Origin of the sequence: Streptomyces sp. NPDC001903 (assembly GCF_042891345.1) — a bacterium.
Classification (GTDB): Bacteria; Actinomycetota; Actinomycetes; order Streptomycetales; family Streptomycetaceae; genus Streptomyces.
This window is the reverse complement of sequence record NZ_JBIASZ010000023.1, coordinates 98,303-110,862: the sequence shown is the minus strand read 5'-3', so window position 1 is coordinate 110,862 and position 12,560 is coordinate 98,303. Positions and strand designations below refer to the sequence as shown.

Below are 12,560 nucleotides of genomic sequence, written 5' to 3'. Positions count from 1 at the left end.
GCCCGGCGGAACGAACGGGATTCAGGGCGTGCGGGTCAGGGCCGCCGGGGCTCCGGCCGACTGGGCGCCTTCCGATTCGAGCGTCAGCCGGTCCGCGGACTCCATCTTCAGCACGTAGAGGTTGCCCTGGGGGCAGTCGAACGAGGCCGCCCGATCGGTCGGATGACTGGTCACCGCCGCGAAGACCGCGGTGTCCCCCTTGATCTGCTGGAGTTTGAGGGCCTCCGTGCAGCCCAGATCGCGCCCGGACGAGGCCTCCTTGACGTTGCTGACCTGCTTGCCCACGATCTCGCCCGCGGATCCGGCGTTCAGCGTGACCGTGACCGCGAACCCGCCCGTCCGCGCCCGGGTGATCCCGTCCGCGTCCGGTGTCCCCGGCCCGGTGCCGGACCACGATCCGACCCATGCCTGCGGCAGGGATCCGGCGACCGGCGCCGCGGAGGACGAGGGCGACGACGGCGGGGGCGAGGCGGCGGACCCGCCCCCGTGACCGTCGTCACCGCCCTTCGCCAGCACGATCACGAGCGTGACGGCCGCGGTGAGTACGGCGGCACCGGCGGCCGCCACGAACACCGGGCGCCCCCGGGAGCCCGAGCCGGCCGCGGCCCCGGCCCCCGCGCCGGTCCCGGCCCCGTTCGCCACGGGAACCGGGGCGAACGGCGGTGGCGGGGGAATCGGCGCGGTGCCGGTCCCCGCCGGAGCGACGGCCGGCGGCTGCCCCGCGCCCAGCAGCCGCCGGAGTTCGGCCTCGCGGCGGCCGGCCTCCGCGATCAGGGTCTGCGGCACCGCCGCGCTCCAGTCCCCCTCCTCCGCCGCGCCGAGCCGTGCCCGTACCTCCTCGGCCGTCGGCCGCGCGGCCGGGTCCTTGGCCAGGCACTCCCGTACCAGGGCGAGCAGCGACTGCGGCACCCCCTCCAGCACGGGCTCGTCGTGCACGATCCGGTACAGCAGGGCCGGCAGCGACAGCTCCTCTCCGCCCGTCAGGAACGGACCGCTGCCGGTCGCCGCGTACACGAGGACGGCGGCCAGCGAGAACACGTCGGCGGGCGCCTGGGCCACGGCGCCGGTCGCCTGCTCCGGCGCGAGGAAGCCGGGCGTGCCGATCACCGCACCCGTCTGCGTGTGGCGGGGGTCGCGGACGGCGCGGGCGATGCCGAAGTCGATGAGGTAGGGCCGCTCGGGGCCGAGAAGTACGTTCGCCGGCTTGATGTCGCGGTGCACGACGCCCGCCGCCCGTACGGTCACCAGCGCGGCCGACAGCTCCCGGGCCAGGCACCACACGGCGGGTTCCGGCAGCGGCCCGTACCCGCGCACCCAGTCGCCGAGCGACGGCGCGGCGACGTACTCGGTCGCCAGCCACTGCGGCAGCGCTCCCGGCGGGCTGAAGTCCACCACCGAGACCGTCCACGGGCTGCGTACGCGGTCGTTGGTGCGTATCTCCCGCGCGAACCGTTCGGCGAAGTCCGGCTCCAGGCTCAGCTCCCGGTGCACGGTCTTGAGGGCCAGCGGCCGGCCGGAGGGGGTCCGGGCCAGGAACACCTCGCCCATTCCGCCCTCGCCGAGCCGCGCCAGCAGGCGGTACCCGCCGATCTCCGGCAGGTCACCAGGCCGCAAAGACTCCACGGACTCCCCCGTCCCCCACGAACGTTGCACCGGTCCGCTGCGAACGGACCGTCCAGTGGGCCAACTTATCGGACGGGTGTGCACCGCGAGCGGTGTCCGGTCGGCTCCGCGGCCGCCGGACACCGCTCGCGGCATTCAGGAGATGGTGACGAACCTGGCGACGCTCGGGACGCCTTGGGCGTCGAGGGCGAAGAGCATGTAGTTCCCCGGCAGGACCACACCGGTGTCCGCCGGCACGGACACCGTGTAGGAGCCGGATCCCGTGGCGGTGGAGGCGAGCGGAACCCTCCTCTGGTCGTTGTCCGTGGAGTGGGTCGCGGCCGCGGCCCGCATCAGGACGAACGAGGCCACCGGGGCCTGGGTGCTCACCGTGAGCGAGGTGCCGGGGGCCGCCCTGGAGGGCACTCCCCCGGTGATGACGGGACGGGGCTTGGGGGATCCGTCCGCGTTCAGCAGGTACGGCGGGGTGAAGACGGCGCCGTCCGCGTGGTTGGTCGCGCAGTCGCCGCACAGGCCGCCGCCGCCCGAGAAGATCCGCCCGTCCGGCAGCAGGTTGGCCACGCTGTGGTAGTTGCGCGGGATGGCCATGGTCGCGAGCGGGCTGAAGCGGCCGGTCGCCGGGTCCCACAGCTCGGGGGCGAGCACCGAGGTCGCGTCGCTGAAGGGCACCGGATAGGCCTGTCCGCCGAAGACGGCCACCTTGCCGTCGGGCAGGACCACACTGTTGCCGAAGGCGCGGGCGTGCTCCATGTCCCCGGTACGGGCGGCCCGCACCGTCTGGCCGCCCGAGACGTCCACCGTGTACGCGCGCTGCGTGGCCGGTGTCTTCTCGTACGCGGGCGAGCCGCCGAGGGTCAGCAGTTTGCCGATGTCGTACGCGACGGCGTTGCCGGTCATGGCGTCCTGGCTGTCGGCCCGGGTGCCGGCGGGGGTGATGCCCCCCTGGCCGCCGGTGGAGATCCAGTTCATCTGCCTGCTCGGGCCCAGCTGGAGTACCTTGCCGCCCGAAGTGGCGTACAGCCACATGTGGTTGTCGGCCCGGTAGGGTCCGGCCGGGTCGGCGGTCAGGGCCGGGGCGGCCGGGACTCCGGGGAGCTTTCGCCACGTACGGGTGTCCGGCGACCAGGCCTCGGCGGCCTTGTCGGTGTTCGCGGTCCCGCTCCAGGATCCCCCGAGGACGAAGGCCTCTCCGGTGGAGAGCAGGGTCATGGCCTGGTAGCCGCGGGCGATGTTCATGCTGGCGGTGGCGGACCACGTGTCGGTGGCCGGGTCGTAGATGCTCGCCTTCTCGGCGTTGCTTCCGCCGGTGACGAGTACGCGGCCGTCGGCCAGCATCGCTATGCCGGGACAGAACATGTCGTGGCCGGTGTTGTCGATGCGGCGCTGCGTGACCTTGCCGGTCTTGAGGTCCAGGATCGCGGTCTGGGTGTAGCCGTTGCTGCCGCCGAAGCGGTCGACGGCGTACGCGGACCAGGCGAGCAGCTTGTCGCCGGGGAGGGCGGCGGTGGCCACGGGCACCAGGGGGAAGCCGGTGATCCGGTCCCAGGAGCCGTGGGCGGCCGGGCTGGCCGGTCCGCTCAGGCGTATTTCGCCGGCCGAGGTCCACGGGCCGCGGGCGCCGGCCTCGGTGGTCACGGTCAGCCGTATGTAGCGCGCGGTCTCGGTGCGGACGAAGGTGGCGGTCTTGACGGTGTCGTCGTCGCGCCAGGTGCCCGCGGCGACCGGTGTGCCGAAGGCCGTGCCGTCGGTGCTGGTGGCGATGGTGTAGGCGCCCGCCCGGCCGTTGGCCCAGTCCAGGCGGGGGTGGTAGACGAGCGCGGAGACGGCCGCCGTGCGGTGCATGTCGATGGTGATGCTGTGCGGCAGGGGGGTCGGGGTGCCCGACCACTTGCTGTGCCAGAGGGTGGCGGCGTCGCCGTCGAGGACGTTGGCGGCGCGGCCGTTCTCACCGCTCGTCTCCTCGTCACTTGCCGTGGCCGTCCAGCCGGTGCGGGGCAGGTCGACGGTGGCTGCCGGGGTGCCGGGGTCGCCGAGCAGGTTGATCTCGGCGGCGGAGGTCCAGGGGCCGCGGCCGCCGGCCTCGGTGAGCGCGGTCAGCCGGACGAACCGGGCCCCCTGCGGGGCGAACCCGAGCGTCTTGGCGCTGCCGTCGTCCGCGAGCGTGCCCGTGGCGACGGGGCTCGCCGCCGCCCAGTCCTGTCCGTCCGTACTGACGCTGATGCCGTACTCGCCGACGCGGCCGTTGGCTCCGTCTGCGCGCGGGAGGTAGACGAGCGCGGAGACGACGACGGTGCGGTGCATGTCGATGGTGATGGTGTGGGGCAGGGGGGCGGGGGTGCCGGTCCACTTGCTGTGCCAGATGGTGCCGGTGTTGCCGTCGAGGACGTTGGCGGCGCGGCCGTTCTCACCGCTCGTCTCCTCGTCACCGGCCGTGGCCGTCCAGCCGGTCCGGTCGAGGACCGGGGCCGTGGGCTCCATGGCGCCGGCCGGCGCGACGCCGTGGTGCGGCGACTGCCGCGCGGTCTGCTGGTCGAAGGGAACGGGCGCGGGCCGGGGCGCGGGGGCCCTCCCGGCAGCCGCCGGCCCGCCGACGCCGAGCCAGGGCATCAGACCGATCAGCAGCGAACCGAGGCCGAAGGCCATGAGCAGGTGGGATCGGCGCAAGACGCGTGGGAAGGCGAGGAAGCGTCGCCTGTGCTGCAATCTGACCTCCTGTGGTGAACTGGTGCATACCCCAAGGAACATAGGCCAGTGCGGCGATAACTCACCTGCATTCCAGGCGAGTTGGCGCGAAGCAGCACCCCGCGCGGCCGGGCGCGGACAGGACGCCGGGCGGGGCCGGTCCGGCTGCGGAAGATTTTTCGAAGAGGCACCCATCCAAGGGCGTTGGCGCTCCGAAGTAGCGGCGAGACCCTCTCCGGGGCTCGCTTCACCCCCGTACGATCTGCGGCTCCCTCCTCCCGGGAGCCGCGGAACAGGAGCGAATGTGATTGCCAAGCGCACTGGTCGCCTCGTGGTACTCGCCGCCGGGCCCGCCGCCGTGTTCCTGACCCTCGGGCTTTCCTGCCCGGCTCTCGCCGCGGACGGCGGGAAGGCGTACCAGATCGACCTCGCGCAGCTCAACGACTCCGGTTCCCGGGGTACGGCCATGCTGAGCATCAAGGGCAACCAGCTGACCGTGCAGATCCAGTCCGAGGGCATGGTGCCGGGACAGCCCTCGGCCCAGCACCTGCACGGTTCGACGAAGGGGCACGACTTCCAGTGCCCGGACGCCAGCGACGACACCGACCGCGACGGGGTGCTGAGCAACACCGAGGCCACCGTCGACTACGGCGACATCAACATCTCGCTGACCACGTCCGGCGACACCAAGGCGGCCAGCGGACTCGCCGTGGACCGGATGCCCGTCGCCGACAAGCAGGGCAAGCTCTCGTACAAGCGGACGATCACGGTCGCGCAGGACGTGGTCGACCACATCAAGGACCTGCACATCGTGCAGCACGGCATCGACCGCAACGGCAACGGCACCTACGACGTCCAAGGGGCCGGCAAGAGCGAGCTCGACCCGAAGCTGCCCCAGGAGGCGACGGCCCCGACCAACTGCGGCATGGTCATGGGCGCGTCCGTGGGTTCCCTTCCGGTCGGCGGCGTCGAGACGGGCGGCGGCGCGCCGGAGGGCGCGACGATGCCGGCCGGGGCGGCGCTCGCCGTGTCCGCGGCGGCGGCCGGTGTGGTGCTCCTCGCGCGGCGGCGGACCGCGGCGGCGCGGGTCCGTACGGAGACCGAGGCGGCCGCCGCATGATTCCCATCCGGACGACCTCCCCGCGGACCGTGCGCCGCTCCCTGGGCGCCGCCGCCCTCGCTCTCGGCGCGCTGCTCCTCGCGGGCTGCGCGGGGCAGGACCCGGCGGCCTCCCCCGCCCCCGCGGGCAAGGCCGCCGGAAGCGCTCCCACCACGGCGGCGTCCGCAGGCGGCCACCACGCGACGCCGAAGGCCGGGGCTCCGGCCGAGCCCGTCCTGGCCCGGTCGGAGCCGCAGAAGATCGCCATCCCGTCCCTCGGCCTCTCCAGCACCCTGGAGACCCTGCGCCAGAACGCGGACGGCAGCATGGAGACCCCGAAGAACCCCGGCCTCGCGGGCTGGTACGAGCCGGGCCCGACACCCGGCTCCCAAGGCCCGGCCGTGATCGCCGGCCATGTCACGTGGAACGGCGCGGCAGCCGTGTTCGAGAAGCTGAAGACGATGAAGGCCGGTGACACCATCAAGGTGACCCGGCGGGACGCCAAGACGGCCACGTTCACGGTCGAGCGCGTCGCCGAGTACCCGAAGGCCGACTTCCCCACCCTCGAGGTCTACAAGAACCTCGACTACGCGGGCCTGCGCCTCGTGACCTGCGGCGGCGACTTCGACCCGAAGAAGCACTACTACGACAGCAACGTGGTCGTCTTCGCCCGCATGACGAGCACCGCGTAACGGCCGGGTTCCTCCCGCGCCGAGGCGGTGGCGGCGATCAAGCGCCGGATGGCGGGTGCGGCCGTACGGCCGAGCGGGGTCACCACCCCGGATGGCCCCACCCGCCGCGTCGGCGCACCCTGGAAGCGTGAAGACCGAAGGGCCCGCCACGGCCCGCGGCGGCATCGCGGGATTCCTGGAGAATCCCGTCATCGGCATGGCGCCGTGGATCATCTTCTCGCTCGTGGTCGGGCCGGGCAGGTTCGAGATCGCGGTCGTACTGGCCCTGGCGACGACGATCGTGCTGGTCGGGGCCGGCCGGATCATCAACCGGGGCAGCTCGTGGAAGCTGCTGGAAATCGCCGACCTGGTCTTCTTCACGGTCCTCGCCGTCATCGGGGTCCTCGCGAGCGACGGCACCCGCCGGTGGCTGGAGACGTACGCCGGCGAGGTGTCCAACATCGCCCTCGCCGTGATCGCCTTCGGCTCCATGGCGGTCCGCATGCCCTTCACCCTCCAGTACGCGCGGGAGCGGGTCGATCCGGCGTACTGGCACACGCCCGCCTTCCTGCGGACGAACTACCTCATCACCGGGGTGTGGGGGCTGGCCTTCCTGGTCGCCGCCGTCGCGGGCGCGTACGGCGACCTGGTGCTGCACAACCCGAACAACATCTGGACCGGATGGATCATCCAGATCCTGGCCATCGTGGCCGCGCTGCGCTTCACCGAGTGGTACCCGGACGTCGCACGCGCCCGGGCCCTGCGCGAGGCGGGCCTGCCAGGCCCGGAGCCGCCGCACCTCTCCGGGATGTTCGTCCCCCTGGCCGGACTGCTGGTGCCGATCGGGGTCGCCGTGTTGATCTTCGACAACATGTGGTGGCTGGGCGTGGCGCTGATCGTCGGTGGAGGGATGCTCACGAGGCGCTTGACGGCGCACCACTGATCCGCGGGCGGGCTGCGGGTGACTGCGGCACCGGCCCGGCCGTGCCGCAGAATCAGCAGGCCGGAACAGGAACTTGTGGGAGTGGGAGTCACGCATGCGCGTGTTGTTGATGGCGTACGGGTCGCGCGGGGACGTCGAGCCGATGGTGGGGCTGGCGGCGCAGTTGCGGGCGCGCGGCGCGCAGGTCGCGGTGTGTGCGCCGCCGGACTTCGCCGAGCTGCTCGGCCAAGTGGGCATACCGCTGGCGCCGATCGGGCCGCCGGTGCGCCCGGTCGTGCAGGGAGCGGTGACCGGGACGGCGCCGATGCCCGCGCAGGGGCTGCCCCAGCGCGCCGCCGCGATGGTCGCCACGACGTACGAGGCGGTCGCGGCGGCGGCCGACGGATGCGACGCGATCGTGGCGACCGGCCTGTTCCCGGCCGCGGCCGGGGCCCGGTCGGTGGCCGAGAAGCTGGGCATCCCCTACGCGTTCGTGGCCTACTTCCCCAGCTACCTGCCGTCCCCGCACCATCCGCCGTTCGCTCGGCCGGGCCGGCCCTTCCCGCCGGAGGTGACCGACAACCGGGCGCTGTGGGACCTCGACATCGAGAACATGAACGTGCTGTTCGGGACCGGGCTCAACGCCCACCGGGAGTCGGTCGGCCTGCCCCCGGTGGACGACTTCCGCAACTACGTCCTCACCGACCGGCCGTTGCTCGCTTCGGACCCGGTCCTGAGCCCGTGGCCGGAGCCGGCCGACCTCGACGTCGTACAGACGGGGGCGTGGTTCCGCCCCGACGAGAGCACGCTCCCGGCCGAGTTGGAGGCCTTCCTCGACGCCGGCGCACCGCCGGTGTACGTGGGCTTCGGCAGCATTCCGATGCGCGACGCCGAGGACGTCGCCCGGGCGGCCGTCGAGGCGGTCCGCGCGCAGGGCCGCCGCGTCCTCCTCTCCGGCGGCTGGGCCGATCTGGCCCTGACCGACGACCGGGACGACTGCTTCGCCGTCGGCGAGGTCAACCACCACGCGCTGTTCCCCCGGGTGGCCGCCGTCGTCCACCACGGCGGTGCGGGTACGACGACGACGGCCGCCCGGGCCGGTGTGCCGCAGGTGGTGGTGGCCCAGATGGCGGACCAGCCGTACTGGGCCGGCCGCGTGGCCGACCTGGGCATCGGCGCGGCGCACGACGGCCCGACGCCGACCTTCGAGTCGCTGTCGGCCGCGCTGAAGGCCGCCCTGGCCCCCGAGACCCGTGCCCGGGCGAGCGCCGTGGCCGGCGAGATCCGCACCGACGGGGCGGAGGTCGCCGCGCGGCTGCTGCTGCGTCAGACGTAGGCGATCAGCGCGTACCGCTCGTCGTCGACCGGGCCGCCCCACAACTCGGCGTCTGCGCCCAGTGGTTCCACGTGCATCCGGGCCACGAGGGGACGGACGGCGGCGGCCAGGTCCGCGGCGGTGACGCCGCCGTCCCAGGGCAGGGACCCGGCTCCGGCGACGTACGGCGTGACGCCCTGTCCGGCCTGTCCGGCCTGCCGCCACCTGCCCTCGACCAGCATCAGCCGGCCGCCGGGCCGCAACCGGGCGACCCACGCGCGCAGCGCGGCCCCGGGGGCGGGCAGGGTCCACAGCAGGTGGCGGCAGAGTACGGCGTCGTACTGCTCCTGCCCGGTCGGCGGGGCGCCGGCGTCGCCGACCAGGAACCGGCCCGCGAGGCCGGCGGCCGTGAACTTGGACTCGGCGCGGGCCACCATCCGCGGCGCCAGGTCCACTCCGGTGACGCGATGGCCGGCCTCGGCGAGGAGCAGTGACAGGGATCCGGTGCCGCAGCCGACGTCGAGGACGTCGGCCGGCGCGCGGGGCAGCCAGGCCGACAGGAGCCGGGCCCAGCGCGCACGGGTGCGCTCCTGGCGCAGGCCGTGGTCCGGTTCCTCGTCGAAGGCGGCAGCGGCGGCGTTCCAGTACGCGGTGATGGCGCGGGCGGGGTCGGGTGTGGGATCGGGCACGGCGCCCATCATGCCCGCCGCAGGCGGGGGCGGAAGATGACGGGATCGCCGGGGTGCGGTACGAAGTCCCTCGTGAACGATCAGATCCAGCCCCCGCCCGCAGCCGCCACCGTCCGCGTGTTCATCGCCCTCGCCCCGCCCGACGAGGCCAAGGAGGAACTGGCGCGGGAACTGCGGCCCGCCTACCGCGCCTACCCGGGCATGCGCTGGAACCGGATCGAGGACTGGCACATCACCCTGGCCTTCCTCGGCGAGCTGCCGGTCGCCGCGGTCCCGCTCCTGCAGCCGCCGCTCGCCGCCCTCGCGGCGGCGCGCCGGCCGCTGGAACTGGCGCTGCGCGGCAGCGGACACTTCGACCAGCGGGTCCTGTGGAGCGGAATCGACGGGGACGTCGAGGGGCTGCACCTGCTCACTTCCGAGGTCCGCACCCTCGTCAGGGAATGCGGCATCGCCTTCGAAGAACGGCCGCTGCGCCCGCACTTGACGCTGGCCCGCGCCCGCCGCAGCGACCCGTCCAGCGCGCTGGAAATCGCCGCCACGCTCACGGAGTTCGCCGGCCGCGCGTGGCCGACCGAGCGCCTCCACCTGGTCGGCAGCAACATAGGCCGCGGCCCGGGACCGATCCACTACCGCGACATCCGGTCCTGGGAATTCACCGGCCGGCCCTGAACCCGTATGGAGCACTCCCCCGTCCGCCATTCCGGAAAATAATTCATGCGTATAAGCTCGGACGATTTTACTCAACCGAGATCCTTGAAGCCGTGTCCGATGGCCTCAACTTCGCGCCGATCGGACAAAACTGGTCCGCCATCGAGAGCCAGTACGCAATGTCACCGACGCAGAACCTCAACCGGGACTGTTTCAGCAACACAATGCGGAGGTATCACGATTGAGCTGTACCAGCACGGACAACCGAAAACGCTCCACCGCCCACCTGACGACCCGCCGTATCGCCACGGTTCTCACGTTCTCCGTCATAATCTCCCTGGCCAGTTTCACCGGCCCCGCCGCCGAGGCCCAGGCGGCCTCTCCGTACGGCGCCAAGGCCGTCGAGATCGCCGCGTCCAAGCGGGGCGCCCCCTATGTGTACGGAGCGACGGGGCCGCGGGAATTCGACTGCTCGGGCCTCACGCTCTACGCCTTCCGAAAGGCCGGCCGGGTGCTTCCCCGCACCGCCGACGAGCAGTACGAGAACACACGCCACATCGGCCGCGTTCAGCGCGTACCGGGCGATCTCGTATTCTTCCCCGCAGGCGCGACCATGGGGCATGTGGGAATCTACGCCGGTCACGACAAGATCTGGCACGCCCCACGGCCGGGCACGCGCGTACGGCTCGAGCGCATCTGGAGCGGTAACGTCCGCTACGCCCGGGCGACATGAGCGGCGGCCACCGGCCCGGCCCGGCGGTGCTGGTCCCGGGACTCCCCGAAACGCGCGAGGCAGTGCCACACCCTCTTGACGGCCTGCGGGTCGTGCTCACCCGTCCGCGCGGCGTCGCCGAGGATGCGGGGGTCGAGGACGCCGTCGACCGCGATCCGCGTGCCCAACTCGACGTACTCGTGGCCGCGATAGTCGGGGTGGAGTCGGAGTTCGTCGACGGTGAGCCGGAAACCGGGGTGCCATTCCACGGGGCAGGCGAGCCGCCGGGCGGCCTCCTCGACGGGCGTCCCCCGGAAAGCGGGGTCCAGGACCAGTGCCTCCACGTCGCGGTCCGGCCGGACCGGCCCGTGGACCTGCGCCTCGACGTAGTCGTCGAGTGCGTCCTGGTCGTCGGCCCGGGCGAGCTCGATCAGCCGCATGCGGTCGGCGACGCCGAAGTCCGACGGTTCGAGGAAGCTGTCCGGGTAGCAGAACGTGGTCCGTATCAGCGTTTCGGCGGTGAGCCGGAAATGAGCCGAACCGAAGCGGGGCGCCGCCCCGACCGCCTTGTGGCGGAAGTTCAATGCCCCGTACGCCGGCCGCTCGTGGGCCGGCGCCGCGTCGTAGGCCCCGTTGAAGATCCGGCTCTCCCAGCGCCACCGGTCCCCGCCGGGGTGCGCGGTCAGGCCTCCGTTGCTCGTACCGGTGACGAACTGCGAGTGGTAGACCTCGTCGTCGGCCAGGGAGTCCAGCATCGACCGGCCGTGCGCCACACGGTCGGGGTGGAAGTTGAGGGTCACCCGCAGCGCCGGGTCGAGCGGCGGACCCGACGACAGATCCGCGACGTGGCGAAGGGCCCGCTCCTGCGGCGTCCGGAAGGCTTCGAGACTCATGCCGACAGTGTTTCCCGAGCGATCACCCGGTGCGTGTCATTTTTTCCGGGGGATCCGCCAGAGCACCGGTGAGCCGATCCCGCCACCGCGCGAATCGCTCGCTCAGGGCCGCCAGGCCCGTCGCGTACGTGCCCTCGCCGAAGGCCTGCTCGACCTGGGCGACGGCGTCGTCGGTCTCCGCCTCGTACGTGCCCTGCCAGCGGACCTCCGCACCGTCCTCGTGCGGGCGGACGAGGAGCGTCGCCTCGTAGCCGCGGATCGGGAAGGCCGGGGCCTCCACGGAGTAGTGGTACGCGTGGGCCGCCGGGTCCTTGGCGAGGAGGCGTTCGCGGAGGACGACCCGGCCCTCGTACGTGAAGGCCCGTACGGCACCGGGGGTTTCGGGGTCGGCGCCGTCCTCGATGACGGAGGGCAGGAGGTGCGGGTGCCAGTCGGGGAAGGCGCCGAAGCCTCCGATGACCTGCCAGACCTCGGCGGGGGTGGCGGGCAGGACGACGGTGCGCAGCAGCGTACGGGTCACCATGCCCCGTCACCCCGCAGTGTGGCGTCGGCGCCGCCGTCGATGAAGACGATCTGCCCCGTGACGTGGGTGTTCTCGGGCGAGGTCAGGAAGTCGAGGAGCGGGGCGACCTGTTCGGCGGCGGCGTGGCCGTGCAGGGGCATGGGGATGACCGAGTCGACCACCTCGCGTACGCCCGGGGTGGCGAGCATCGGCTCGGTCATCGGGGTGAGGACCGTGCCGGGGGCGATGGCGTTGAGCGGGATGCCGGCACCCGCCCATGCGGCGGTGGCGGCGGTGCGGCGGACCCAGCGGGCGAGGGCGTTCTTCGAGGAGCCGTAGACGGCGTGGCCTTCGCCTCGCTCCACGGCGGCTTCCGCGGCGGCGGTGGCGGCGCTCTCGTCGCCGGCGAGGGCGGCGTCGGCGATGGCGGGGTCGTGGGGGTGGATCGCGGTGAGCGAGGAGATCACGACGGCGCGCGGGTGGGTGCCGGCGGCGAGCAGGGGGCGCAGTCCCTCCAAGGTGGCCACCGCACCGAAGTAGTTGACCTTGACGGTCCTGGCGTCGAAGAGGTGGAGGCCGGCAGCGGCGATGACGGCGTCCAGGCGGCCGTCGGCCAGTTCCCGGGCCCGGTCCACGAGCCGCTCCCGCCCCTCGGGCGTGGCCAGGTCCGCGTCGATGTCCGATCCGGCGAGGTCGGCGCCGAGCACGGTGTGGCCGCGCGCCCGGAGGCGGGCGGCGGTGGCTTCGCCGATGCCGGAGGCGGCTCCGGTGACGAGGTAAGTGCGGGGCCGGGAAGGGGACATG

The 12,560-nt window shown here is 73.0% G+C and carries 12 protein-coding genes; 6 read left to right on the top strand and 6 right to left on the bottom strand.

What is annotated here, in order from left to right; all coding sequences use genetic code 11:
• Nucleotides 1-21: 21 nt before the first annotated feature.
• Together ACFYZS_RS35520 and ACFYZS_RS35515 are read right to left on the bottom strand one after the other, a co-directional pair.
• Nucleotides 22-1,623: a serine/threonine-protein kinase gene (locus ACFYZS_RS35520; protein WP_389022117.1), complete on the bottom strand. Its 1,602-nt coding sequence runs from the start codon at nt 1,621-1,623 to the stop codon at nt 22-24.
• A 135-nt stretch (nt 1,624-1,758) separates the two neighbouring features.
• Nucleotides 1,759-4,287, bottom strand: coding sequence for a discoidin domain-containing protein (locus tag ACFYZS_RS35515; protein ID WP_389022114.1), 2,529 nt, complete (start codon nt 4,285-4,287; stop codon nt 1,759-1,761).
• A gap of 322 nt (nt 4,288-4,609) precedes the next feature.
• On the opposite strand from ACFYZS_RS35515, the gene ACFYZS_RS35510 reads away from it, so the two are divergent.
• The 4 genes from ACFYZS_RS35510 (at nt 4,610) to ACFYZS_RS35495 (ending at nt 8,333) form a co-directional block, all read left to right on the top strand.
• The gene (locus tag ACFYZS_RS35510; RefSeq protein WP_389022111.1) at nt 4,610-5,425 is read left to right on the top strand and encodes a hypothetical protein; all 816 of its coding nucleotides are present in this window, start codon (nt 4,610-4,612) and stop codon (nt 5,423-5,425) included.
• Entirely contained in the window at nt 5,422-6,096 is a 675-nt protein-coding gene (locus ACFYZS_RS35505) for a class F sortase (protein WP_389022108.1), read from the top strand. The genes ACFYZS_RS35510 and ACFYZS_RS35505 overlap by 4 nt, the downstream gene beginning before the upstream one ends.
• A gap of 127 nt (nt 6,097-6,223) precedes the next feature.
• Nucleotides 6,224-7,018, top strand: a complete 795-nt coding sequence (locus ACFYZS_RS35500) for a hypothetical protein (protein WP_389022105.1) — start codon at nt 6,224-6,226, stop codon at nt 7,016-7,018.
• 94 nt (nt 7,019-7,112) lie between these two features.
• The gene (locus ACFYZS_RS35495) at nt 7,113-8,333 is read left to right on the top strand and encodes a glycosyltransferase (RefSeq protein WP_389022102.1); all 1,221 of its coding nucleotides are present in this window, start codon (nt 7,113-7,115) and stop codon (nt 8,331-8,333) included.
• On the opposite strand, the gene ACFYZS_RS35490 is transcribed toward ACFYZS_RS35495, so the two are convergent.
• Complete coding sequence (locus tag ACFYZS_RS35490) at nt 8,324-9,001, bottom strand: class I SAM-dependent methyltransferase (RefSeq protein WP_389022099.1); 678 nt, start codon at nt 8,999-9,001, stop codon at nt 8,324-8,326. The two genes, ACFYZS_RS35495 and ACFYZS_RS35490, sit on opposite strands and share 10 nt — an antisense overlap.
• 72 nt (nt 9,002-9,073) lie before the next feature.
• On the opposite strand from ACFYZS_RS35490, the gene thpR reads away from it, so the two are divergent.
• Nucleotides 9,074-9,670 carry an RNA 2',3'-cyclic phosphodiesterase gene (thpR, locus tag ACFYZS_RS35485; protein WP_389022096.1) on the top strand — a complete coding sequence of 199 codons (597 nt, stop codon included), beginning with the start codon at nt 9,074-9,076 and terminating at the stop codon, nt 9,668-9,670.
• Between the two features lie 280 nt (nt 9,671-9,950).
• Nucleotides 9,951-10,382: a C40 family peptidase gene (locus ACFYZS_RS35480; protein WP_389022196.1), complete on the top strand. Its 432-nt coding sequence runs from the start codon at nt 9,951-9,953 to the stop codon at nt 10,380-10,382.
• Here ACFYZS_RS35480 and ACFYZS_RS35475 read toward each other — a convergent pair.
• The 3 genes from ACFYZS_RS35475 to ACFYZS_RS35465 are packed head-to-tail and all read right to left on the bottom strand — an operon-like array spanning nt 10,364 to nt 12,559.
• A complete protein-coding gene (locus ACFYZS_RS35475; RefSeq protein ID WP_389022093.1) occupies nt 10,364-11,254 on the bottom strand; it encodes a DUF3626 domain-containing protein in 891 nt (296 codons plus the stop codon). The genes ACFYZS_RS35480 and ACFYZS_RS35475 overlap by 19 nt on opposite strands.
• 22 nt (nt 11,255-11,276) lie before the next feature.
• A complete protein-coding gene (locus ACFYZS_RS35470; RefSeq protein WP_389022090.1) occupies nt 11,277-11,777 on the bottom strand; it encodes an SRPBCC family protein in 501 nt (166 codons plus the stop codon).
• Nucleotides 11,771-12,559, bottom strand: a complete 789-nt coding sequence (locus ACFYZS_RS35465; protein ID WP_389022087.1) for an SDR family oxidoreductase — start codon at nt 12,557-12,559, stop codon at nt 11,771-11,773. The genes ACFYZS_RS35470 and ACFYZS_RS35465 overlap by 7 nt, the downstream gene beginning before the upstream one ends.
• Between the last annotated feature and the right edge of the window lies 1 nt (nt 12,560).